The following is a 22011-nucleotide window of genomic DNA, read 5'->3' on the forward strand; positions in this document are numbered from 1 at the left end:
CGCTCCATCGGCGAAGACCATTGGCCGAAGGCGACGTCCCCCTATTTGAGGGCTCCAGAGGTCAGGCCGGACTGGATCTGGCGTTGGAACACCGTGTAGACCACCAGCATCGGCAGGATCGCCAACGTCAGCGCGGCGAACAGCGCCGACCAGTCCTGGTCGTACCCCGCGGACGTGGAGATGTCAGCGATCCCCTGCGTGAGCACCCATTTGTCCCGGTCCTGGAGCAACACCAGCGGCAGCTGGTACTGGTTCCACTGCCCGAGCACGTTGAAGATCGTGATGCTGATGATGCCCGGCCTGGCCATCGGCAACATGATCTGGAAGAACACGCGGGTGTGCGAGGCGCCGTCCACCATCGCCGCCTCCCCCACCGCCGTGGGCAGCGTACGGAAGAACGCGGTCAGGAAGAACACCGTGAACGGCATCGAGTACGCGATGTAGACCAGCACCAGCCCCGCATGCGTGTTCAACCCGATGTACGGCCCCACCAGCGGCACCGCCCCCATGTTCTGCACGACGAAGAACAGCGGCGTCAGCTTCAGGTACACCGGGAAGGCCAGCCCGGACACGAACAGGAAGTAGATCGGCCGGTTGGCGCGGAAGGGGTACCGGGCCAGCACGTACGCGGCCATCGAGCCGAGCAGCATCGTCCCGGCCACGCTGAAGGTGACGACGATGACGCTGTTGAGCATGTACTGCCCGATGTGCGCCTGCTCCCAGGCGCGGGCGAAGTTGTCCCAGTTGAGCTTGGCCGGCAACCCCCACGCCTCGCCGAAGATCTCGTCCTCGCTCTTCACCGAGGCCAGGAAGGTCCACAGGATCGGCACCACGACGAGCACCGTCCACACCAGGAGCGCGGCGTGGGAGAGCACGGCCATCGGCCCGAGCCGCCGCCGGCGCTCCTGACGGGCCAGTTTGCGGGAGTTCGCCACCGTCCACGTGGTCGTCGTTGTCATCTAGTACTCGATTCGTTCGCGGCGTGACAGGCGCAGCGAGAGGATGGCGAAGCCGACGGTGAAGAAGAACATCATGACGCCGAGGGCCGAGGCGTAGCCGAAGCGGAAGTACTGGAAGGCGTTGCGGTAGATCTCGGCGGCCATGACGGTGGTCGACCAGTCGGGGCCGCCGTGCTGGTCGGTCATCACCCACACGATCGCGAACGCGTCGAGCGCCAGGATGCCGAGGTAGACCCAGGCCACCTGGATCGTGTCCCACAGCAGCGGCAGCGTGATGCGGAAGAACAGGCTGAACCGGCCCGCGCCGTCGATCTGCGCCGCCTCGAACATGTCGCGCGGGATGGAGGCCAGCCCGGCCGAGAACAGCACCACGTAGAAGCCGACCGCCTGCCAGACCAGCACGCCGAGCACCGACCAGAAGGCCACGCCGGGGTCGGACAGGAAGCCGACCGGCTTGGCGCCGAGCGCGATCAGCGGCCCGTTCAGCATGCCGCTGCCGTCGGGCCGGAACACCTGCTGGAACAGCACGCCCACCACGGCCACGGCCAGGACCTGCGGGAAGAAGAACACCACCCGGTAGAACTTCGAGCCCGCAATGCCCGAGGAGCCCTTGCGCCCGCCCACGTTGAGCAGGAAGGCGAAGAACAACGCGATGACGATCGTGAGCAGCGGCAGCAGCACGAGAAGCATGGCGTTGTGGCTGACGGCCTTCCAGAAGACGCCGTCCTTGAACAGCCGGACGAAGTTGTCCAGCCCGATGAAGTCCGGCGTGGCCGTCACGCCGCGCCAGTCGGTCATCGCGATGCGGAACGCCTGGATCAGCGGCGAGATGACGTAGGCGAGGTAGAGGATCACCGGGGCTGCCAGGAACGCGGTGATGAACAGCCCGCGGCGATACCTGTTGAACAACATCAGCGCTTGAACTTCTTGATCGAGGAGTCGTTCTTGATCTCGTCGGCCTTCTTCTGCATGCGCTCCAGGTACTTCTCCGGCGTCAGGCCGCCGGACATCAGCTCGCCGGTGGCCGCGATGCCCTCGTCCTTGAGCTGGCCGTACCAGGTGTTCCAGCGGTAGTAGACGGTGTTGGCGCCCGCGTCGGCGACGGCCTTGGAGGCGCTGGTGACGCCGGGCGAGATCGTGCGGCCCTCGGTCGCGCCCTTGACCGCGGTCACCGTCTTGACCATCTCGCTGAAGTCGCCGGCCGCCTTCTTCGACAACATGCCGCGCAGGTACTCGATGCCGCCCTGCGGGTTGGCGCTCCTGGCCGCGACCATGAAGTTCTCGCCGGGCTGGGTGTGCAGGGTGCCGTACGGCATCTTGTCGGAGCCGGTGACGTCGGGGATCGGGAACATGCCGTACTCGAAGTCGGGCGGGGTGGTGCTCTTCTGCTCGTTCTCCAGCCACGACCCGGACGGCAGCATGGCCACCTTGTACTTGTTCTGGGCCGTCTGGGTCTGCACGTGGTCGAGACCGGTCGTGCCCTCCATGAGGTACTTGGCGCCCACCTCGGCCCAGGCCGCGGCGGCGGTCTTCATGGCCTCGGTGGTCCAGGCGCCGTCCTCCAGGTTGTCGATGTTGACCAGCACCTCGTTGCCGCCGATCTTGGCGGCCATGGTCAGCAGCGGCTCGTACAGGTACTGGGGGAACTTGCCGGCGTACGTGAAGGGCGCCATCTTGCCGGACTTCTTGATCGTCTCGCAGAGCTTGACGAACTCGTCCCAGGTCTTGGGGATCTCCCAGCCGTTGTCCCTGAACACCTTCTGTGAGTACCAGATGCCGTGGATGTAGTTCACGTAACCGAGCACGCTGAACTTGCCGTCGTAGGTGCCGATGTCGATGACCGACTGGTCGATGGTGTCCCTGACCTTGACGGCGGGGTCGTCCCAGCTCGGCGCGTCGAGCAGGGGGGTGAGGTCCTGGAGCTGGCCGTCCTGGGACAGGGCGCCGAAGTCCATGAAGTTGGCGCCGGAGTTGTCGATCACCTCCGGCGGGTTGCCGCCGGCGAACCGCGGCTGGAGGACCTTGGTGATCTCCTTGGTGGCGTTGTGCTTGATCTCGCTCTTCGGGTACTTCGCTTTGAACAGCGGCTCGTGGATGTTCTTGGCGTAGTCCTGGCCGAAGCCGCCGTCGAAGATCCACACCTCCAGCGGCTTGCCGTCCGCGACGCCGAACGGGTTGGCCGCGCTGGTCGCCACCGGCGCGGACGAGGCGGTGGCCGTGGGCTTGGCGGCCGGGGTGGCGCAGGCGGCCAGCGCCCCCGCGACGGGGACGAGGGCCGCGCCGCGCAGGAGTTGACGACGGCTGATATGGGGGGTGTCAGGCATTGATGGCTCCTAGCTGTTCATGATCCTCGTCGTATTCGCCCTGCGTATCGGCTCTCCAGGGCCTTGTTGTGCTCGTCGCCGCCGGTCACGTTGACCGACAGGTAGACGGGAGGCCGCTCGCCCAGGGCGACGAGCTCCTCCACCGCCTCGGTGACCACCATCTGCGCGAGCAGCGCCGAGGTGATCGTGGAGACCGCGCCGTACGTGCCGCCGTCCGGCAGGTCGAGGACGGCGTCCCCGTACGGGGAGCCGTTGTCGAGCACGACGTCGGCCAGGTCCATGAGCTTGCCGCCCGAGGGATGGCGCGAGGTCATGCGCGTGCTGTGCGCGACCGAGGTGATCGCGACGAGCGGGTGGCCGCGCTCCTTGACCAGCGTGGCCAGCTCCACGACCGTGCCGTTCACGCCGGAGCTGGAGATCAGGACGAACACGTCCTGCGGCTCGACGGGGGCCAGGTCGTAGATCTCGTGGGCGACGGCCGGGTCGCGTTCCAGCTCCGGGGTGAGCACGCTCGGCGGCCGGCCGCCGTACAGGACGAGGTCGCGCGGGGAGAGGCGGTTGCTGGGCACCAGGCCGCCGGCCCGTCCGGCGATCTCCATGGCGATGGCCTCGGAGTGCCCCGACCCGAACGCGTTGACCACCCCGCCGGCGCGCAGCGCGGCGACGATCAGGGCGGCGGCCCGGCGCACCGGCTCCGCCTGGCTCTCGGCGACCTGTCCGGCGAGGGCGAGGGCCTTGGACGCGTACCGCATGTCAGCCTCTCTCCACGCGGTGGCTCTCCACCGCGCTGATCGTCAGCTCGAACGCCTCGTTGGTGCGCTCGTACGTGCGCTGCGCGACCGCCACGTAGACGGCGTCGAGCACGAAGATCTGCGAGTGCACGGCCGCCAGCCCGCCCAGCCGGAACGTGGTCTCCCTGCTGGCCGTCGTCAGCACCAGGCCGGCCAGCTCGGCCAGCGGCGAGCGGGCGAAGGAGGTGACGGCGACCGTGGTCGCGCCGTGGCTGCCCGCCTCGGCCAGCGCCTCCATGACCTCGCGGGTGCGGCCCCGGTGGCTGATGCCGATGGCGACGTCGTCCGCGCCGAGCAGCGCCGCCTCCGACAGCGCCACGTGCGCGTCGCCGGCGCTCCAGCACGGGATGCCGATGCGGCGCAGCCTGCCTTCGAGCATGGTGGCGACGTTCCCGCTGGTGGAGACGCCGATCAGCAGCACCCGGCGGGCCCTGACGACGGCGTCGGCGACCTGGGCGACCATCGCGAGGTCGAGTTGGGCGGCGGTGTCCTGGATGAGCCTGGCGTCGGCGGCGGCCATCACCTCGATGGCCGAGTCGAGCGGGTCGTCGGGGCCGATCTCGTGCCCGACCCCCGCCCCCCAGCCGGCCTGCGCGGCCCTGCCGGTCTCCGTGGCGAGGGCGACCCGCAGCTCGGCGTAGCCGGAGAAGCCGAACGCCCGGCAGAACCTGGTCACGGTGGCGGGCGAGCTGCCCGCCCGTTCGGCCAGCGCGATGATGGTCGACCGCGCGGCCTCGGCGGGGTCGCCGAGGATCACCTCGCCGACCCGGCGCAACGCCTCCGGCAGACCGGGCAGTTCTGTTTCGACGCGCCCGAGGGCTCCTGAAGTCACGAATATTCCTTCCGAATACTCGGTCTTCTGGCGAAAATTATTCTTGCTTCCCGGTCACGTCAACCCCCAGAATTCGACCGTGACCAAATCGCTGGTGGTCGGTGTCGACGCGGGGGCCACCTCGACGCGCGTCTCCGTCCACACCCTCGACGGCACCCGCGTCGGCTACGCGCGGGCGGGCGCCGGCAACCCCTCGGCACACGGTCTGGACAAGGCGGTGGCGGCGATCGGCACGGCGCTCGGGCGGGCGCTGGGGTCGCACGACGGCGGCCGGGTCGTGGCCTCGCTGGCCGGGGTCGCGGGCCAGGTCGACACGCTGGTTCCCGAGCTGGCCCGGGTGTGGGCCGGCCACGGCATCGAGGCGGGCCCGCTGATCGAGCGCGACGTGGCGGTGGCCTACGCCGCCGGCACCGCCGAGCCCGACGGCTCGCTGCTGCTGTCGGGCACGGGCGCGGTCGCGGCCAGGGTCGCCGGCCACCGCATCGACACGATCGCCGACGGGCTCGGCTGGCTGCTGGGCGACGAGGGCTCGGGCTTCTGGATCGGCCGCGCCGCCGCCAAGGCCGTGGTCTCCGCCCTCGACCGGGGTGCGACGGGCGAGCCGGGCAGCCTGGTCGCGCTCGTCGTCGAGCATGTCCTGGGCGAGGAGCGTCCGGCGTCGCCGCGGGCGGTCGCCGACCGGTTCGTCCGGCTCGCGCAGGCCGACCACATGCGCCTGGCCGCGCTGTCCGCCCTGGTCAGCCGGGCGGCCGAGGCCGGTGACCCGATGGCGCTCAAGGTCGCCGAGGAGGCCGCCGACCGTCTGGTGGCCACCCTGCGCAGGGTGCACGTCTCGGGCGACATCGTGCTCGCGGGCAGCGTGCTGACCAACGAGGGGCCGGTGCGCCGGGCCGTGCTGGCGCGGCTGTCCGGCGAGCGGGTGCGCACGGCGCGCGACGCGGCGGGCGCGGCGGCCTGGCTGGCGGCCCGCGGCGTGCTGTCCGGCGACGACGGCCGGAGCTCGCACGCCGCGTTCACGCTCACTCCCTGACGTTCGCTCCCTGACGTTCGCTCCCTGACGTTCACTGCCTGACGTTCACCGGGTGAGGAGGGCCGCGCTGCCGTAGCTGCCGCCGAACCCGGTCACCAGGGCGGTCTCGCGCCCGGCGCGCAGTTCCCGCACCGCCTGGGCCACGTTGTTGAGCCCGTGCACGTACCCCTCCGACAGCAGGCCGCCGTGCGGGTTCACCCACGCGTGCCGCCGCTCCAGCAGGTACGCCCCCAGGTCCTCCCGCGCCACCAGCCCGAAGTCCTCCAGTTGCCGGGGCACCAGCCAGGAGTAGGCGTCGTAGAGCAGCGCCGCCCGGACGTCCGCGGGCCGCATCCCGGACGCCGCCCACAACAGCGGCGCGACGTGCGCGGAGAAGACGGCCGTCACGTCCGGCGAGCGGTCCATGGAGGAGCAGCCGGGCCCGCCGCCGCGGACGACCGCCCGGATGCGCGGGCCGTCCAGGACGCCGCTCACCAGCAGCGCGCACGCGCCGTCGGTCTCCAGGCAGCAGTCGGCGGTGCGCAGCGGCGTGCAGACGTACGGTTTGGCCAGGTAGGCGGCCAGGTCGAGGGGCTCGCGGCGCAGGGCGCGCGGGTTGGCGGCGGCGTTGCGCCTGGACTGGGCGACCACGGCGTGCAGGTGCTCGGCGGTGAGCCCGGTGTCGTGCAGGTAGCGGGTCGCGGCCATGGCGAACAGCGGGATCGGCCCCGCCAGGCCGTAGGTGTGGCGTTCCAGGGGGCCGGTGGAGGCGGTGTTCATCCGCGTGCCGGACCGCCCGTTGAGCGCCCGGAAGACCAGGACGTTCCTGGCCACGCCGGCGTGGATCAGCATGGCCGCGTCCCCCAGCACCGACGCCGCCTGTGTCCCGCCGCCGGCGATGTCGTTGTGCCAGCGCAGCCGCTCGATCCCCAGCGCGCGGGCCACCTGGACGACCGGCGCGGAGTCGTTCATGTGGTAGCTGAGCAGCCCGTCGACCTCGCCGGGGACGATCCCGGCGTCCGCGCAGGCGGCCCGGCACGCCTCGGCGGCCAGCTCCAGCTCGGTGCGCCCGGACTGCCTGGTCAGCTCGGTCATCCCGATCCCGGCCACGGCCGCGCACCCGGCGAAGGACTGCATCCCGCACGATAACACGTCCAGACAAGCGCTTGCTCGGTTCGCGGACGGCCGAGGCGCCAGAGGTGCCGTACGCGGAGTTTCCGGGCGGCCACAACGGCCACGTCTTCCGTCCGAAGGTCTTCGCCGCCAGGTTGGGCGAGGTCCTGAGCAGCGGGAAGGCACAAGCCGTGACTGGATGCCTTCACGCGGGCTGCCCCGTCTTGTAATACGGAGAGGTGATCAGCCGATAGCCCATCATCATCACCCCGAGGTGAGAGATGGATCTGCGCTACGTCAGATACGCGATGGCGATCGCGCGCGCCGGCAGCCTCCGCCGCGCCGCGACCGCGCTGCACATCGCGCAGCCCACGCTGTCGGAGCAGCTCAGGGCGCTGGAGAAGGAGATAGGCGTCGAGCTGTTCAGCCGTTCGTCCAGCGGCGTGCGGCTCACCGAGGCGGGCGAGGCGTTCCTGGCCCAGGCCACGGTCGCGCTCGACGCCTACGAACGGGCCGTGGCCGCCGCGCGCGGCACGGGCCGCACCGCCCGGCTGGGCGTGGCCGACGGGCTGGCCGACGTGGCCGCCCGGCTGCTCGCGCAGCTCCAGAACGTGCCGGTGCGGATCGCGCCGATGAGCACGGCCGAGCAGTTGGTCTCCATCGCCGACGGCACGTTGCAGGCCGGCCTCGGCTACGCCCCCGGCTCGCTGCCGAGGGGCGTGGCCCGGATGCTCGTCCACCGCTTCCCGGTCCGCGCGCTGCTCCCCCGCGACCACCCCCTGGCCGGGCAGGAGACGCTGTCGCTGGCGGACCTGGCCGGCGAGCCGCTGATCATGCCCGAGTCGGACGCGGTCGCCGGGGCCCGGCGGTTCCTGGAGGGGTTCGTCCGGCATCGGCTGCATCCCCGGCTGGGCCCGGCCGCCGCCACCCATGACCTGGTGATCGACATGGTGGGCGCGGGGGCCGGCTACAGCCTGTGCGTCCACGAGGGCAGCGCGGTGCCCGACGCGCTCACCTTCGTGCCCATCAAGGAGGACGTGCCGCCGCTGGAGGCGGTCTTCCTGTGGAACCGGCAGGCCGACGTCCACGAGGTGGTGAGCGCGGCCCGCCACGTCGCCCGCTCTGGATAGCGCTATTATCTATCGATGCGCATCTCAGAACTGAGCGCCCGATCCGGTGTCGCCATCCCCACGATCAAGTACTACCTGCGTGAGGGCATGCTGCACCAGGGCGAGCAGACCGCCGCGACCCGCGCGGAGTACGACGAGTCCCACCTGCGCAGGCTGCGCCTGATCCGGGCCCTGCTGGAGGTGGGCAGGCTCCCCGTGGCCGCCATCAAGCAGGTCATCGCCGCCGTCGACGACGAGACGCTGCCCATCCACCACATGCTGGGGATCGCGCACTACGCGCTCGGCCCGGTCGTCGAGCCCGAGCAGGACGAGGAGTGGCGAACCGCCAGGGCCGAGGTCGACCGGCTGATCGACGAGCTCGGCTGGAACGTCGTCGAGGACGCCCCCACCCGCGACGAGCTGGCGCAGACGATGGTCCGCATGCGCCAGCTCGGCCTGCGCGTCGACCTCGCACCGTACGTCGAGGCCGCCAGGAAGCTGGTGACCGAGGTCGAGATGGACACCATCCCCTTCGACGGGCCGCGCGACGCCGCCGTGGAGGCCCTGGTGCTGGGCACCGTCCTGTACGGCAAGGCGTTCGACACGCTGCGCCGCATGGCCCAGGAGTCGGAGTCGGCCCGCCGGGTGGGGCAGCGCCAGCGGTAAGAGCCGGTCGGGGGCCGTCAGAGCACGCCGTTGCGCCGCAGGATCTCGACGGCCCGCACGGTGGCCGCGCCCCGCCATTCGAGCGCGCCGGCGGGCGAGATCCGCGCGTAGTCCACGACCCAGCCGCCGTCCACCTGCTGCGTCCCGGCCAGCCGGTCGAGGTCGGCGGCGATCACCTCGGGCGCGAACAGCTCGCGCGCCGGCCGTCCGGGGTAGGGGGCGAAGTCGAGGGGGTGCAGCCGCTCCTCCGCGGTGCCGCCCTCCACGGGCACCCGCCCGTCCTCCGGGATGTGCGCGGCCAGCCGCTTGAGCAGCCCGGCCGCCTCGGGCCGCGTCCCGTGGACGGCGTCCAGGAAGCGCACGGCGAAGGAGAGCACGTAGGCGTGCGGCCGTTCGTCCAGCGCCTGGATCGCGTCGAGGCAGTAGCGGGTGGCCCGCTCCAGCCACGGGTGCGCGGCCACGGCCGGATCGTGGGCGGCCACGCCGTGGGCCGCCGCCGCGGAGATGGCCGTGATCTGCAACGACGAGGTGCTCGTGTCCGCGCCCGCCCACCAGGGCGCGGTGCCCTCGGTCAGGGTGAGCGGCAGCGCGAACGGCAGCCCGCCGTCGGGCATCGTCACCGACTCCAGCCAGTCGCACAGGGCGACGGCCTGCGGCGCGGTGTCGGGGCCGATCTCCTCGAACACCTCGAAGGCGTGCAGCGCCGCGCCCGGCTGGCTCTCCGGCGAGCGCAGGTCGGGCTCCAGGCCCCAGCCGTAGCCGCCGTCGGGGTTGCGGTAGGCGTCGAGGGCGCCGAGCACGGAGGCCGGACCGGTCTCCTCCATGAGCAAGTGGAAGCGGCGCCGGTCCAGGACCCGCGCGTGCGTGGCCAGGAACCCGGCGACCGCCGAGAGATTGACGTTCATACGGCCATCGTGCCCGCCGCGCGAGCTCGGGTCTTGTCCGAACCGGACATGTCAGCCGGTGTCGTCCACCGGCCGTTTCAGCAGCCACGACGCGGCCCGCTGGAGCAGGGTCCGGTGGATCTCGTTGTCGTAGGACCTGGTGTCGTGCCCCAGCGCGTCGTAGACCACCCGGCCGCGGCGCACCGGACGCGCCCACACCAGCGGCTGGCCGTGCGCGGAGGCCAGGGGGCGCACGTCCGGCAGCACGTCGAGGTCGCTGTAGACCTCGTCCACCAGGTCGAAGTCGCGCAGGCCCGCCACGATGGGGTGGGCCTCGCCGTGCACCCGCACGCCGGTCCAGCCCAGGGGCGGGTGGTGGGACTTGGGCCAGTTCCAGCTGCCGCCGAGCACCCGCGGCCAGCCCTGCCAGTCGTCGAAGCAGACCGCGGCCGTGTGCATGCACAGCAGGCCGCCGCCCCGGTCGAGGTGGTCGAGGAGCGTGGTGCGGGCCTGGGCGGGCAGCGCGAAGCGCCATTCGCCGCGCAGGTCGGCGAAGCGGTCCTGGCCCATCTGCCAGCGCAGCGCGTTGACCGTGATGAGCTGCACCTCCGGCGGCTCGCTCAGCGCGCCCGCGATGTCCTCGGTGATCTCGGACTCGACGCCCACCTCGCCCAGCACGTCGGCGAGCGCGGCCGACGTGGCGGCGAAGTCGTGGAAGAGCCCTCCTGACAGGATCAGATTTCTCGCCACGCCCCCAGCCCATCACGCCCGGCCCGCCTTGGCCACCCACAGAGCCGCCCCACCGAGCCCCCACCGAACCCCCACCGAGCCCCCACCGAGTCGCCCGGCCGGGCGACAGGGCATGATGCCGGACGTGGACTTCGAGGAATACCGCCCGATGTTGCTCGGCCTCGCCTACCGCCTGCTCGGCAGCATGTGGGACGCCGAGGACGTCGTGCAGGAGGCCTGGCTGCGGTGGGAGGGCACCGACCGGAGCCAGATCAGGGAGCCCCGCGCGTTCCTGCTGACCGTGGTCTCGCGGCTGGCCCTCGACCAGCTGCGCTCGGCCCGGGTGCGGCGGGAGGCGTACACCGGGCCGTGGCTGCCCGAGCCGGTCGCGACGGGCGAGGCCGGGCCGCTGGACACGGCCGAGCTGCGCGACACCGTCTCCTTCGCGACCCTGCACCTGATGGAGAAGCTGTCACCGCCGGAGCGGGCGGTGTTCGTGCTGCGGGAGGCGTTCGAGCTGCCCTACGACGAGATCGCCGAGATCGTCGGCTCGTCGGTGGCCAACGCCCGGCAGATGCACCACCGCGCCTCGGTCCGGGTGTCGCAGGGCCGCGACCGGTTCACGCCGACGAACGAGGACCACGCCAGGCTGCTGACGAAGTTCATGGAGGCGGCCGGCGGCGGCGACCTCGACGCGCTGACCGAGCTGCTGCACGAGGACGTCGTCATGTGGAACGACGGCGGCGGCAAGGTCCGGGCCGCCCTGCGCCCGATCCTGGGCCGGCGCAAGGTCAGCGGCTTCATCGGCGGCCTGCTGGCCCGCTACGACTTCAGCCGGGCGCGCCTCGTCGAGGCCAACGGCCGCCCCGCCCTGTGGACGCACGTGGCCGGAAGCGACCAGCTCATCGCCCTCGACGTGCGCGACGGCCGTATCCAGGGGCTCTACGGCGTGCTCAACCCGGACAAGCTGACCCGGGTGCGGCCGGACTGATCGGCCCGTCACTATAGTCGGCTTATGGATCTCGGCATCTCGGGCAAGGTCGCCCTGGTCACCGGCGGCAGCGCGGGCATCGGCCTGGCCGCCGCCAAGAGCCTCGCGCGCGAGGGCTGCGACGTGTGCGTCAGCTCGCGCAACCCGGAACGGCTCGCGGACGCGGTGGTGGAGCTCCAGCAGTTCGGCCACGTGGTGCACGCCGTGCTGGCCGACGTGGAGGACCCGGCGGCGGCTCAGCGGGTGGCCGACGAGACGCGCGACGTGCTCGGCCCGGTCGACATCCTGGTGGCCAACGCGGGCGGCCCGCCCACCGGCCGCTCCGACGAGGTCGGCCTCAAGGACTGGGACGTCGCGGTGCAGCGCAACCTGCTCGGCACCGTCCGGCTGATCCAGGCGGTGCTGCCGGAGATGCGGTCGCGGGGGTGGGGCCGGATCGTCACCGTCACCAGCTCGTCCGTCCGCGAGGCGATCGACGGGCTGGCGCTGTCCAACGCCATGCGGCCGGCCGTCGCCGGGCTCGTGCGCACGCTGGCCCGCGAGGTGGGCGGCGACGGCGTGCTGGTCAACAACGTGCTGCCGGGGGCGATCGACACCGAACGGCTGCGCGGCATGTCGGGCGGCGACGACGTGATCGAGGAGCGCGGCCGGGCCGTGCCGGTCGGGCGGGTCGGTCAGGCCGACGAGGTGGGGGACGTGATCGCGTTCCTGGCCAGCGAGCGGGCCTCGTACGTCAACGGCGTCTCGATGCTGGTCGACGGCGGCGCCAGCCGGGTCATCGCCTGAGCAACGCGGCGACGACGCCGGCCGCCCACTCCTCGTCCTTGTCGGCCGGGTCGACGAAGTAGGACAGGTTGGCCCGGTGGAAGCAGGCGCCCATCAGCAGGGCGGCCGCCGCGCCGGGGTCGAGGCCGGGGTCGGCGCGGCCCGCGGCCCGCTCGGCGTCGAGGATCTCGGCCAGCGCCCTGATCGGCAGGTGGGGACCGGTATGGGTGGTGGCCAGCATGTGCTTGAACCGGGCCAGCAGCGAGGGGTCGGCCAGCATGCCGGAGGCGATGGTGGCGGCCTCGGTGTAGAACTCCAGCGCCGCCAGGGTGAAGCGGGTGAGGTTGTCGGCCAGGTCGCCCTCGCCCGTGCTCATCCGCAGCCGGGCCAGCGCGGGGGCGAGCGCGGGCAGCCGTTCGAGCAGGACCGCGAGGAAGATCTGCTCCTTGCCGGCGAAGTGCTTGTAGAGCAGCGCCTCGGAGCAGCCGGCCGCCTGGGCGATGCGCCGCGTGGTCGCGCCCGAGATGCCGAACTCCCGAATGGCCTGCTCGGCGGCGTCGAGGATGCGCTCACGGGTGCTCATCCGCCCATGATATGAGCGAGTGCTCACCAACCCACGCGTGCATGACATCCTTCCCTTAGGGACCATTGGGGAGAAGGTAGGGGAATGGACAAGCCGGTCATCGTGACGGTCGACGACGACCCGGGGGTGTCGCGGGCGGTGGCTCGTGACCTCAGGCGCCGGTACGGCCATGAGTACAGGATTGTCCGCGCCGAGGCGGCCCACGACGGCATCGAGGCGGTCAAGGAGATGCGGCTGCGCGGCGACGAGGTGGCGGCGATCCTGGCCGACTACCGGATGCCGCAGATGAACGGCGTGCAGTTCCTGGAAGCCGCCATGGACATGTACCCGTACGCGCGCCGGGTGTTGTTGACCGCCTATGCCGACACCGACGCCGCGATCCAGGCGATCAACGTGGTCGACCTCGACCATTACCTGCTCAAGCCGTGGGACCCACCGGAGGAGAAGTTCTACCCGGTGATCGACGGCCAGCTCGACGCCTGGATGCGGACCGACCGGACGGCGCGTCCCGAGCTGCGCGTGGTGGGCGACCGCTGGTCGGCGCGCTCGTACCAGGTGCGGGACTTCCTGGCCCGCAACCACGTGCCCTACCAGTGGATGCTGGCCGAGGACCCCGAGGGCGCGCAGCTCGTCAAGGCGGCGGGCGAGGGTTGTCACCTGCCGCTGGTGGTCACCGAGGACGGCACCACGCTGGAGTCCCCCGACCAGGCCACGCTGGCCACCGCGGTCGGGCTGTCCACCACGCCGGCCACCGACTTCTACGACCTGATCGTGGTCGGCGGCGGGCCCGCGGGCCTCGGCGCGGCGGTCTACGGCGCGTCGGAGGGCCTGAACACGGTGCTGGTCGAGGCGCACGCCTCGGGCGGCCAGGCGGGCCAGAGCTCCAGGATCGAGAACTACCTGGGCTTCCCCGACGGCGTGTCCGGGCAGCAGCTCGCCGACCGGGCGCGCCGCCAGGCGCTGAAGTTCGGGGCCGAGCTGCTGAGCGCGCGCAAGGTCACCCATCTGGAGCCGCGCGGGCAGGCCCGGGTGATCGGCTTCAAGGACGGCGGGGAGATCGCCGCCCACGCGGTCATCCTGGCCACCGGCGTCACCTACCGGCGGCTGGAGGCGCCCGGCCTGGACGAGTTCGTCGGCCGGGGCGTCTTCTACGGCGCCGCGCTGACCGAGGCGCCGGCGTGCAAGGACAACGAGGTCTACATCGTCGGCGCGGCCAACTCGGCCGGGCAGGCGGCCGTCTACCTGGCGGGATTCGCGCGCAAGGTCCATTTGTTGGTGAGGAGTGATGGTTTGGAGAAGTCCATGTCCCACTACCTCATCGAGCAGATCAACGCGATCGACAACATCGAGGTCAGCCTCCTGACCGAGGTCGTCGCCGGCGCCGGTGACGACCACCTCGAACGGCTCACGCTGTCGACCAAGGGCGAGGAGCGCACGGTCGACGCCCAGTACCTGTTCGTGTTCATCGGGGCCGAGCCTTACACGTCGTGGCTGGGCGAGACGATCGAGCGGGACGCCAAGGGGTTTGTGCTGACCGGGCCCGACCTGGTGCAGGGCGGCAGGCGGCCGCGCAACTGGGCGCTGCGCCGCGAGCCCTACTACCTGGAGACCAACGTGCCAGGCGTGTTCGCCGCGGGGGACGTGCGGGCCGAGTCGATCAAGAGGGTGGCCTCCGCCGTCGGTGAGGGCGCGATGGCCGTCGCGCTGGTGCATCGTTATCTGGAGAAGCAATGACCGACACCGTCGACATCGACGAACTGCGCAAGCTCTTCCTGTTCGAGCGGCTGACCGACGAGCAGCTCGGCAAGCTGGCCGCCAGCGGCCGGGTGCGCTCGTACGCCCAGGACGAGGACGTCGTCCGGCAGGGCGAGCCGGCCGAGTGCTTCGCCGTGCTGCTGGAGGGCGAGGTGCAGATGATCAACGAGACGGTCAGCGCCGGCACCGTCGCCATGCCGCGCGCCTCCCAGCCCGGCGTGTACGGCGGCGCGACCTCGGCGTACCTGGGCGACCGGGCGCCGGAGACCTACCAGCACACGCTGCGCGCGACCGCGCCCTCGCGGATCTTCCTGCTGCCCGCCAAGAAGTTCGCCTACATCGTGGCCGAGTGGTTCCCGATGGCGATGCACCTGCTCGACGGCATGCTGTCGGGCGGCCGCATGCAGCGGGAGATCATCGACCGGCGGCAGCGGCTGACCGCGCTCGGCACGATCACGGCCGGGCTCACGCACGAGCTGAACAACCCGGCGGCGGCGGCCGTACGCGCGGTGAGCGAGCTGCGTTCGCTGATCAAGGCGTCCCGCATCCAGCTCGCCCAGCTCGCCGAGGCCGGCATCCCGCCGGAGAAGCTGCGCACGCTGATCGAGGCCCAGGAGGCGTGCACGAGCAACCTGGGCAACCAGCCGCAACGCTCCCCGCTGGAGATCTCCGACGCCGAGGACGAGCTCGGCGAGGCGCTGGAGGACGTCGGCGTCGAGGACGCGTGGGAGCTGGCTCCCGCGCTGGTCAACGCCGGTTTCACCGCCGAGTACCTGCAGAAGATCCGCGGCAAGGTGGGCGAGGAGCACACCCCGGCCGCCCTCCACTGGCTGGCCGAGGCCGTCGAGATCTCCCAGATGCTGAACGAGGTCACCGAGGCCACCGAGCGCATCACCTCGCTGATCCGCTCGGCCAAGCAGTACTCGCAGATGGACCGGGCGCCGTTCCAGATGATCGACGTGCACGACCTGCTCGACAGCACGATCGCCATCTTCCGCGGCAAGACCCCGCCGGGCGTCAGCGTGGTCACCGACTACGACCGCACGTTGCCGCTCATCCCCTGCTACGCGGGCGAGCTCAACCAGGTGTGGACGAACCTGATCCACAACGCGCTCGACGCCATGGGCGAGGAGGGCACGCTGACCGTCCGCACGGCCCACGACGAGGACGAGGCGATCGTCGAGATCGGCGACACCGGCCCCGGCGTGCCCGAGGCGATCAAGGACCGGATCTTCGAGCCGTTCTTCACCACCAAGAGCGTGGGCGAGGGCACCGGGCTCGGCCTGGACATCTCCTACCGCATCGTGGCCGGGCGGCACGGCGGCGAGCTCAAGGTGCGCTCGGTGCCGGGCGAGACCTGGTTCGAGGTGCGCCTGCCGCTGCGCGAGCCCGCCGCCGTCCAGTGAGCCGGATCCGCTGAGCCGGACCTGCCGGCGCGGCGCGGGTCACCAGACGTTGTCCCGCGCCGTGTCGAGGGCCGTCAGCACGGCCCCCTCCAGCACCGCGTTGCCCCCGACCCGGGTGGCCCTGACCTCGGTGGGCGCGGGCGACAGCTCGCCCAGCCGGGCGGCGACCTGCCCGGCGAGCTCGTCGCCGCCCTCCTGGCCGGTGGCCCCGCCGAGCACCACGAGGCCGGGGTCGAGCAGGGTGACGAAGGCGAAGGCGCCCTTGGCCACCCGGCGCGCCAGCTCCTCCGGCCGGGCCGTGTTCTGGAGCAGGATGCACAACGGCGTGCCCTCCACGTCGAGGAAGCCGACCTCCCCCGCGCCCCCTGACGCGCCGCGCCGCACCCGCCCGCCGAGCACGACCGCGGCGCCGATGCCGTCGTCCAGCCAGAGCAGCACGAAGTCGTCGCTGCCCTGGGCGGCGCCGGTGCGCAGCTCGGCGACCGCGGCCAGGTTCACCTCGTTCTCCAGGACGACGGGCACGCCCAGCCGCTCGCGCACGGCGCCCACCAGGCCGGGCCGCCACCCGGGCACGTCGTTGGCCACCGCCAGCTCGCCGTCCATGGGTTTGACCAGGCCGGGGGCGCCGATGACCACGTTGTCGAGCGCGCGGCCCCCGGCGGCCTCGGCGACCGTGGCCGCGACGAGGGCGACCAGGTCGCCGGAGATCTCGCGGACGGCCGAGCCGACCACGTGGCCGGTGAGGTCGGCGACCGTGACCTTGATCGCCGTGCGGCGCAGGTCGACCCCGGCGACATGGGCCCGGCCGGCGACCAGCGCGTAGAGGCGGGCGTTGGGGCCGCGACGGTCCTCGCCGCGCTCGCCGGCCTCCTCGATGAGGCCGCCGCCCTTGAGCCGTTCGATCAGGTCGGAGACGGTGGGCCGGGACAGGCCGGTCAGCTCACGAAGCTGCGGAGCGGTCAGCGGACCGTGCTCCAGCAGCAGGTCGAGGGCGAGCCGGTCGTTGATCGCACGGGCCATGGACGGGGTCGCGGTCTTCACGCCGCCCATAATAGTCAGGAAGCCTCCCTGATAGCTCTTTTCATCAGGAAGGTTGCCTGATAGTTTCTGTGGCCATGAGCCCTCATCGCGCCATCGCGGCCGTCTTCGCCGCACACGGAGCCGTCGCAGGAAGTTTCGCCACCCGCATCCCGTGGCTCCAGGAGCACGTCCACCTGAGCGCGGCGATGCTCGGGTTCGCGCTGCTCTGTCCCTCGATCGGGGCCTTCGCGGCGATGCCGCTGGCCAGTCGCCTGGCCCACCGGTTCGGCAGCCGCGCCACCACGCGCGCGCTGCTCGCGCTGTGGTGCGGCGGCCTGGCCCTGCCCGCCTTCGCCCCCGCCCCCGTCTGGCTGTTCGTCATCTTCCTGCTGTACGGCGCGTCGGCGGGCATGTGCGACGTCGTCATGAACGCCCACGGGGTCACGCTCGAACGGCATCTGAAGAAGCCGGTCATCTCCGGCCTGCACGGCATGTGGGCCGTCGGCAGCCTGGCGGCGGGCGGCCTGGGCACCCTGGCCGCGCACGCCGGCGTCGACGCCCGCCTGCACCTGGGGGTCGTCGCCGCCGTCCTGGTGGTCGCGGGCGGGATCGCCGGGCGCGGGCTGCTGCCCGACGGGCCGCGGGCCGCCGCCGGGCCCGCGCCGCGCCGGTTCGCCCTGCCCTCGCGGGCCATCGCGGCCATCGGCGTGGTCGGCTTCTGCGGCACCTTCGCCGAGGGCGCCAGCTCCAACTGGGCCGCGGTCTACCTCACCAACGTCGCCGACGCCGGGCCCGGCGTGGCCGCCGCGGGTTACACGATCTTCATGCTCTGCATGGCCGGCGCCCGGCTGCTGGGCGACCGCGTGGTGCGCCTGACCGGCCCGGTGCGGGCGGTCCGGACGGGCGGGATCGTCGCGGTCGCAGGCGGCGTGCTGGTGGTCCTGGCCCGCACGCCCGCGCTGGGGATCGTCGGGTTCGCGCTGGTCGGGCTGGGGGTCGCGGTCATCGTGCCGCTGGTGTTCGCGGCGGCGGGGAACGCGGGGCCCACGCCGGGCGAAGGGGTCGCCGGGGTCGCGACGATCACGTACCTGTCGGGGCTGACCGCGCCGGCGGTGACGGGATGGGTGGCCGACGGCGTGTCGTACCCGGCGGCGTTCGCGCTGATCACGGGGATCCTGGTGGCGCTCACGCTGCTCGCGCCGGTGCTGCGGCCGCGCGAGGCGGCCCAGGAGGTGGCCCTGGAGCGGCAGCCGGCGTGATACGCTCCCAAGCGAGCGCTTGGTTTACATACGGAGAGGCCGCCGCATGAAGTTCTCGACCTTCCACCTCTTCCACCGCTTCGACGGCCAGAGCTTCAAGGACGTCTACGACTACCATCTGGAGCTCATCGAGCTGGCCGAGGAGCTGGGCTTCGACGGGGTGCGGCTGGCCGAGCACCACTTCCGCGACTACGGCGTGGCCCCCAACCTGTTCACCATGCTCGCCCACGCCGCCGCCCGCACCTCCCGGCTCCGGCTCGGCACCGGCATCGTGGTGCTGCCGCTGCACAACCCCGTCCACGTGGCCGAGGAGGCCGCGCAGGTGGACGTGCTCTCCGGCGGGCGGCTCGACCTGGGGATCGGGCGGGGGTACCAGAGCTTCGAGTTCGAGGGCTTCGGGATCGACCTGGCCGAGGCGCGCGACCGGTTCAACGAGGCGCTGGAGGTGATCCTCGGGCTGTGGACGCGGGAGTCGTACCGGCACGAGGGGAAGTTCTACCGGACCGGCGCCGAGGTCTCGCTCGTGCCGCGTCCGCTGCAGTCGCCGCACCCGCCGCTGCACGTGGCCGCGGTCTCCCCCGAGACCGTCACCATGTACGCCGAGCGCGGCCTGCCCGTCCTGGCCGACCCCGCGGCGACGTTCCGCAAGGTCGTCAAGGCAGCCGAGACCTGGCGGGAGACGGCCGCGCGGGCCGGCCACCCGGCGGGCGCCGACCTGGTGGTGGCCCGCAGCGTCTATGTCGCCCCCACGCTGGAGCGGGCCCGCGAGGACCAGGCCAGATTCGAGGCGTCCTTCGACCGCTCGCGCATCTTCAACGAGCGCAGCGCGCCCATCGACCCGAGGACCGGCAAGGCCGCCGAGGGCTTCGAGTACTACCAGGACCGCTACCTCAAGGGCGGCTCGGTCTCGCCGGACTTCCGCTGGGAGCAGCTTGAGGTCATCGGCGACCCCGCCCGGGTGATCGAGCAGATCTCGCTGCTCAGGGACGCCGGCTTCAGCAACCTCCTGTGCGACTTCGGCAGCACCAGGCCCATGCCGCTGGAGGACATGAAGCGGGTCATGCGCTTCTTCGCCGCCGAGGTCATGCCGGCCTTCGCCCCCGCAGGAGGATGACGATGATCCACAGCCTCACCCTGTCCGACGTCCTGGCCGACCACGCCCGCAGCCGCCCCCGGGTCACCGCCGTGGTGGACGGGGACGTGCGGCTCACCTACCCCGAGCTGGACGCCCGCGTGACGCGGCTGGCCGACGCCCTGGCCGGGCGCGGCGTGGCCGCCGGCGACCGGGTGATGTGGCTCGGCCAGAACGCGCACGCCGTGCTGGAGCTGCTGCTGGCCTGCTCCCGCCTGGGCGCGGTGCTCTGCCCGGCCAACTGGCGGCAGTCCGGGGACGAGCTGCGGTTCGTCCTGGCCGACCTGGCGCCGCGGGTCGTCGTCTGGGAGCACTCCGACGCCGCCGCCGAGCTGGCGGACGAGGCGACGTGGGTGCGCGCGGGCGAGGCGTACGAGGAGCTGGTCGCCGGAGGCTCGCCGCGCGAGTTCCCGCAGGTGGACGACGCCGAGCCGGTGCTCGCCCTGTACACCGCCGCCTTCGGGGGGCGGCCGGCCGCCGCCCTGCTCAGCAGCGCCGCCCTGGTGGCCCACAGCGCCACGCTGCTCGTCGTACGGCAGATGGAGCCGGGGTTCACCTTCCTCAACGACGGGCCGCTCTTCCACGTCGGGACGATGATGTTCTGCCTGGCCACCCTCCAGATCGGCGGCACGAACGTGTTCACGCCCGCCTTCGACGCCGAGGAGGTCTGCCGGCTGGTCGACGCCGAGCGGGTGACGCAGGCGTTCCTGTTCGGCCCGATGATCGACGCGGTCGCGGCGGCGAACGCGGGCGGCAAGTACGACCTGTCCTCGCTGCGCTTCGTCGCCCACTCCGCCGAGTGGGACGACATGATCACCGTGGACGACTCACCCTGGTGCCGCTCGAAGATGGGCGGGTACGGGCAGACGGAGGTGGGCGGCATGCTCACCTTCCTCGGGCTGGCCGAGGGCGGCGCGGGGTTCGCGGGACGGCCGTCGCCGCTGGTCCAGGTGCGCATCCTGGATCCGGAGGGCGTGGAGGTGCCGGCGGGCGAGGTGGGCGAGATCTGCGCGAGGGGCAAGACCCTCTTTTCCGGATATTTCGCCCGGCCCGACTTAAATGCGGAGAAGTCGCGGTACGGCTGGCATCACACCGGCGATCTCGGCCGCCGCGAACCCGACGGCACCATCACCTTCATCGGCCCCCGGCTCCGCATGATCAAGTCGGGCACCGAGAACATCTACCCGGCCGAGGTCGAGCGCGCGCTCAGGACCCACCCGGCCGTCGCCGACGCCGCGGTGATCGGCGTGCCCGACCCGCGCTGGCACCAGGCCGTCAAGGCGGTGGTCGTGCTGAAGCCGGACGCCGCCGCCGCGCAGGAGGACCTGGTCGCGCACGTCAGGGGTGAGCTGGCGGCGTACAAGAGGCCGCGGGAGGTGGTGTTCGCCGACGCCATCCCCAAGCAGGGTTTCACCCCCGACTACGACGCCCTCGACGCCGCGTACGGCGGCGGCAACTACCCGGGCGCCTGACCCCCGAGCCGGCCGCCCGGCGCATGCCGGGCCGCACCGGCGTGCCGCCGGCTCCTCCCGCGGCGTCCGCGGCACGCCGGTGACGTTCTGCAGGCCGGCCGCCCACAGCTCGGAGGCGGTGAGCCTCTGGGCCGGTGTCCCGCGCGTCCACTCGTCCGGAGACTGATCGATTTTGCTATGAAACTCGCAATTGAGAGTCTACTCTCACAATTATGCGCCTTCCCATCGAACGTCCTGCGGAATTCCCCTTCGATCCCCCGGCCGGGCTGGCGGGCCTTCCGGCGATGACCCGTCTGGAGTTCGCCGACGGCCATCTCGGCTGGCTGGCCACCACCGCCGAGGCCGCCCGCGCAGTGCTGGGCGATCCCCGGTTCAGCGCCCGGCAGGAGCTCAAGCACCGAACCGCGGATCGAGCGCATCGCCGCCGACCACCTCGACGCCATGGCCGCCGCCGGGCCGCCGGCCGACCTCGTGACGGCGTACGCACTGCCGATCCCGTCGCTGGTCATCTGCGAGCTGCTCGGCGTCCCGTACGCCGATCACGACTGGTTCCAGGAGCTCAGCGCCCGGCTCGTCACCTTCGGCGCGGACGGCGCGGGGGCGCTCGCCGACCTGACCGGCTACCTGCGCGACCTGGCCCGCCGCAGGCGCGTGGAGCCGGACGACGGCCTGATCAGCGACCTGACCGGCGAGCTCGACGACGACGAGCTCGCCGGACTCGCGGTGATCCTGCTGGTGGCGGGCCACGAGACCACGGCGAACATGCTGGCGCTGGGCGTGTTCGCGCTGCTGGAGCACGGGCGCCCGGACGAGGACGGCGCGGTCGAGGAGCTGCTGCGCTGGTTGTCGATCCTGCATCTCGGCGCGCCGTCCAGGGCCGCGCTGGAGGACGTGGAGGTGGCCGGCGTGACGGTCAGGGCGGGTGAGACCGTGGCCCTGTCCCTGCCCGTGATCAACCGCGACCCCGCCGTGTACGCCGACCCCGACCGGCTGCTTCCGGACCGCCCGGAGGCGCGCCGCCACCTGGCCTTCGGGCACGGCGTGCACCAGTGTCTCGGCCGGCAGCTCGCCAGGATCGAGCTGCGGATCGGCTACCGGGCGCTGTTCGAGCGCTTCCCGGGCCTGCGGCTGGCCGTGCCGGCGGCCGAGGTGCCGGTCAAGCACGACGCCTCGGTGTACGGCGTCCGGAGCCTGCCCGTCACCTGGTGACCC

General features: G+C 72.1%; 21 protein-coding genes. 11 read left to right on the forward strand and 10 right to left on the reverse strand.

Annotated elements, in window-relative coordinates; translation table 11 throughout:
* Nucleotides 1-41 precede the first annotated feature (41 nt).
* Genes AB0C33_RS41845 through AB0C33_RS41865 form a run of 5 tightly spaced genes read right to left on the reverse strand, consistent with a single transcriptional unit; the run spans nucleotide 42 to nucleotide 4906 of the window.
* Nucleotides 42-959, reverse strand: coding sequence for a carbohydrate ABC transporter permease (locus tag AB0C33_RS41845; RefSeq protein WP_358298522.1), 918 nt, complete (start codon nucleotides 957-959; stop codon nucleotides 42-44).
* Nucleotides 960-1871, reverse strand: a complete 912-nt coding sequence (locus AB0C33_RS41850; RefSeq protein WP_352319946.1) for a sugar ABC transporter permease — start codon at nucleotides 1869-1871, stop codon at nucleotides 960-962.
* A complete protein-coding gene (gene ngcE / locus AB0C33_RS41855; protein ID WP_358298524.1) occupies nucleotides 1871-3283 on the reverse strand; it encodes an N-acetylglucosamine/diacetylchitobiose ABC transporter substrate-binding protein in 1413 nt (470 codons plus the stop codon). The genes AB0C33_RS41850 and ngcE overlap by 1 nt, the downstream gene beginning before the upstream one ends.
* Before the next feature lie 17 nt (nucleotides 3284-3300).
* Nucleotides 3301-4035: an SIS domain-containing protein gene (locus AB0C33_RS41860; protein WP_352319949.1), complete on the reverse strand. Its 735-nt coding sequence runs from the start codon at nucleotides 4033-4035 to the stop codon at nucleotides 3301-3303.
* A 1-nt stretch (nucleotide 4036) separates the two neighbouring features.
* Complete coding sequence (locus tag AB0C33_RS41865; protein WP_358298526.1) at nucleotides 4037-4906, reverse strand: MurR/RpiR family transcriptional regulator; 870 nt, start codon at nucleotides 4904-4906, stop codon at nucleotides 4037-4039.
* A gap of 79 nt (nucleotides 4907-4985) precedes the next feature.
* Between AB0C33_RS41865 and AB0C33_RS41870 the strand changes: the two genes are divergently transcribed.
* The gene (locus tag AB0C33_RS41870; RefSeq protein ID WP_358298528.1) at nucleotides 4986-5936 is read left to right on the forward strand and encodes a BadF/BadG/BcrA/BcrD ATPase family protein; all 951 of its coding nucleotides are present in this window, start codon (nucleotides 4986-4988) and stop codon (nucleotides 5934-5936) included.
* A gap of 45 nt (nucleotides 5937-5981) precedes the next feature.
* On the opposite strand, the gene AB0C33_RS41875 is transcribed toward AB0C33_RS41870, so the two are convergent.
* Nucleotides 5982-7052, reverse strand: a complete 1071-nt coding sequence (locus tag AB0C33_RS41875; protein WP_358298530.1) for an acetyl-CoA acetyltransferase — start codon at nucleotides 7050-7052, stop codon at nucleotides 5982-5984.
* A 257-nt stretch (nucleotides 7053-7309) separates the two neighbouring features.
* Between AB0C33_RS41875 and AB0C33_RS41880 the strand changes: the two genes are divergently transcribed.
* Both AB0C33_RS41880 and AB0C33_RS41885 read left to right on the forward strand, forming a co-directional pair.
* Entirely contained in the window at nucleotides 7310-8158 is an 849-nt protein-coding gene (locus AB0C33_RS41880; protein ID WP_358298532.1) for a LysR substrate-binding domain-containing protein, read from the forward strand.
* A gap of 15 nt (nucleotides 8159-8173) precedes the next feature.
* Complete coding sequence (locus AB0C33_RS41885) at nucleotides 8174-8803, forward strand: MerR family transcriptional regulator (protein WP_358298534.1); 630 nt, start codon at nucleotides 8174-8176, stop codon at nucleotides 8801-8803.
* 17 nt (nucleotides 8804-8820) lie between these two features.
* Here the strand turns inward: AB0C33_RS41885 and AB0C33_RS41890 are convergent, their stop codons facing one another.
* Nucleotides 8821-9708: a hypothetical protein gene (locus AB0C33_RS41890; protein ID WP_358298535.1), complete on the reverse strand. Its 888-nt coding sequence runs from the start codon at nucleotides 9706-9708 to the stop codon at nucleotides 8821-8823.
* 51 nt (nucleotides 9709-9759) lie between these two features.
* Nucleotides 9760-10437, reverse strand: coding sequence for a ThuA domain-containing protein (locus AB0C33_RS41895; protein WP_358298536.1), 678 nt, complete (start codon nucleotides 10435-10437; stop codon nucleotides 9760-9762).
* Nucleotides 10438-10561: 124 nt separating this feature from the next.
* Here AB0C33_RS41895 and AB0C33_RS41900 point away from each other — a divergent pair, with 124 nt between their 5' ends.
* Nucleotides 10562-11407 carry an RNA polymerase sigma-70 factor gene (locus tag AB0C33_RS41900; RefSeq protein ID WP_358298537.1) on the forward strand — a complete coding sequence of 282 codons (846 nt, stop codon included), beginning with the start codon at nucleotides 10562-10564 and terminating at the stop codon, nucleotides 11405-11407.
* Nucleotides 11408-11431: 24 nt separating this feature from the next.
* Nucleotides 11432-12193 (forward strand): SDR family oxidoreductase, encoded by a 762-nt coding sequence (locus tag AB0C33_RS41905; RefSeq protein ID WP_358298538.1) that lies wholly within the window; start codon nucleotides 11432-11434, stop codon nucleotides 12191-12193.
* Here the strand turns inward: AB0C33_RS41905 and AB0C33_RS41910 are convergent.
* Nucleotides 12183-12755 (reverse strand): helix-turn-helix domain-containing protein, encoded by a 573-nt coding sequence (locus AB0C33_RS41910; protein ID WP_358298539.1) that lies wholly within the window; start codon nucleotides 12753-12755, stop codon nucleotides 12183-12185. The genes AB0C33_RS41905 and AB0C33_RS41910 overlap by 11 nt on opposite strands.
* Nucleotides 12756-12839: 84 nt before the next feature.
* On the opposite strand from AB0C33_RS41910, the gene AB0C33_RS41915 reads away from it, so the two are divergent.
* Entirely contained in the window at nucleotides 12840-14489 is a 1650-nt protein-coding gene (locus AB0C33_RS41915; protein WP_352319969.1) for an FAD-dependent oxidoreductase, read from the forward strand.
* A complete protein-coding gene (locus AB0C33_RS41920) occupies nucleotides 14486-15916 on the forward strand; it encodes an ATP-binding protein (RefSeq protein WP_358298540.1) in 1431 nt (476 codons plus the stop codon). The genes AB0C33_RS41915 and AB0C33_RS41920 overlap by 4 nt, the downstream gene beginning before the upstream one ends.
* Before the next feature lie 39 nt (nucleotides 15917-15955).
* Here the strand turns inward: AB0C33_RS41920 and AB0C33_RS41925 are convergent, their stop codons facing one another.
* A complete protein-coding gene (locus AB0C33_RS41925) occupies nucleotides 15956-16957 on the reverse strand; it encodes an ROK family transcriptional regulator (RefSeq protein ID WP_358298542.1) in 1002 nt (333 codons plus the stop codon).
* A 74-nt stretch (nucleotides 16958-17031) separates the two neighbouring features.
* Here AB0C33_RS41925 and AB0C33_RS41930 point away from each other — a divergent pair, with 74 nt between their 5' ends.
* From AB0C33_RS41930 to AB0C33_RS41945, 4 genes are all read left to right on the forward strand, one after another.
* Entirely contained in the window at nucleotides 17032-18195 is a 1164-nt protein-coding gene (locus AB0C33_RS41930) for an MFS transporter (protein ID WP_358298544.1), read from the forward strand.
* Between the two features lie 46 nt (nucleotides 18196-18241).
* Complete coding sequence (locus tag AB0C33_RS41935) at nucleotides 18242-19309, forward strand: LLM class flavin-dependent oxidoreductase (protein ID WP_352319977.1); 1068 nt, start codon at nucleotides 18242-18244, stop codon at nucleotides 19307-19309.
* Between the two features lie 2 nt (nucleotides 19310-19311).
* A complete protein-coding gene (locus tag AB0C33_RS41940) occupies nucleotides 19312-20799 on the forward strand; it encodes an AMP-binding protein (RefSeq protein WP_358298547.1) in 1488 nt (495 codons plus the stop codon).
* Nucleotides 20800-21240: 441 nt separating this feature from the next.
* Nucleotides 21241-22008: a cytochrome P450 gene (locus tag AB0C33_RS41945; RefSeq protein WP_358298549.1), complete on the forward strand. Its 768-nt coding sequence runs from the start codon at nucleotides 21241-21243 to the stop codon at nucleotides 22006-22008.
* Nucleotides 22009-22011 lie beyond the last annotated feature (3 nt).

The organism is Nonomuraea sp. NPDC048881, from assembly GCF_040649795.1.
Lineage (GTDB): Bacteria > Actinomycetota > Actinomycetes > Streptosporangiales > Streptosporangiaceae > Nonomuraea.

Coding starts and splice junctions, on each gene's coding strand:
- AB0C33_RS41890 (WP_358298535.1), bottom strand. CDS start 9,708: ATGAACGTCAATCTCTCGGCGGTCGCCGGGTTCCTGGCCACGCACGCG.
- AB0C33_RS41880 (WP_358298532.1), top strand. CDS start 7,310: ATGGATCTGCGCTACGTCAGATACGCGATGGCGATCGCGCGCGCCGGC.
- AB0C33_RS41920 (WP_358298540.1), top strand. CDS start 14,486: ATGACCGACACCGTCGACATCGACGAACTGCGCAAGCTCTTCCTGTTC.
- AB0C33_RS41945 (WP_358298549.1), top strand. CDS start 21,241: ATGGCCGCCGCCGGGCCGCCGGCCGACCTCGTGACGGCGTACGCACTG.
- AB0C33_RS41875 (WP_358298530.1), bottom strand. CDS start 7,052: ATGCAGTCCTTCGCCGGGTGCGCGGCCGTGGCCGGGATCGGGATGACC.
- AB0C33_RS41930 (WP_358298544.1), top strand. CDS start 17,032: ATGAGCCCTCATCGCGCCATCGCGGCCGTCTTCGCCGCACACGGAGCC.
- AB0C33_RS41935 (WP_352319977.1), top strand. CDS start 18,242: ATGAAGTTCTCGACCTTCCACCTCTTCCACCGCTTCGACGGCCAGAGC.
- ngcE (WP_358298524.1), bottom strand. CDS start 3,283: ATGCCTGACACCCCCCATATCAGCCGTCGTCAACTCCTGCGCGGCGCG.
- AB0C33_RS41885 (WP_358298534.1), top strand. CDS start 8,174: ATGCGCATCTCAGAACTGAGCGCCCGATCCGGTGTCGCCATCCCCACG.
- AB0C33_RS41850 (WP_352319946.1), bottom strand. CDS start 1,871: ATGTTGTTCAACAGGTATCGCCGCGGGCTGTTCATCACCGCGTTCCTG.
- AB0C33_RS41905 (WP_358298538.1), top strand. CDS start 11,432: ATGGATCTCGGCATCTCGGGCAAGGTCGCCCTGGTCACCGGCGGCAGC.
- AB0C33_RS41910 (WP_358298539.1), bottom strand. CDS start 12,755: ATGAGCACCCGTGAGCGCATCCTCGACGCCGCCGAGCAGGCCATTCGG.
- AB0C33_RS41915 (WP_352319969.1), top strand. CDS start 12,840: ATGGACAAGCCGGTCATCGTGACGGTCGACGACGACCCGGGGGTGTCG.
- AB0C33_RS41845 (WP_358298522.1), bottom strand. CDS start 959: ATGACAACGACGACCACGTGGACGGTGGCGAACTCCCGCAAACTGGCC.
- AB0C33_RS41940 (WP_358298547.1), top strand. CDS start 19,312: ATGATCCACAGCCTCACCCTGTCCGACGTCCTGGCCGACCACGCCCGC.
- AB0C33_RS41860 (WP_352319949.1), bottom strand. CDS start 4,035: ATGCGGTACGCGTCCAAGGCCCTCGCCCTCGCCGGACAGGTCGCCGAG.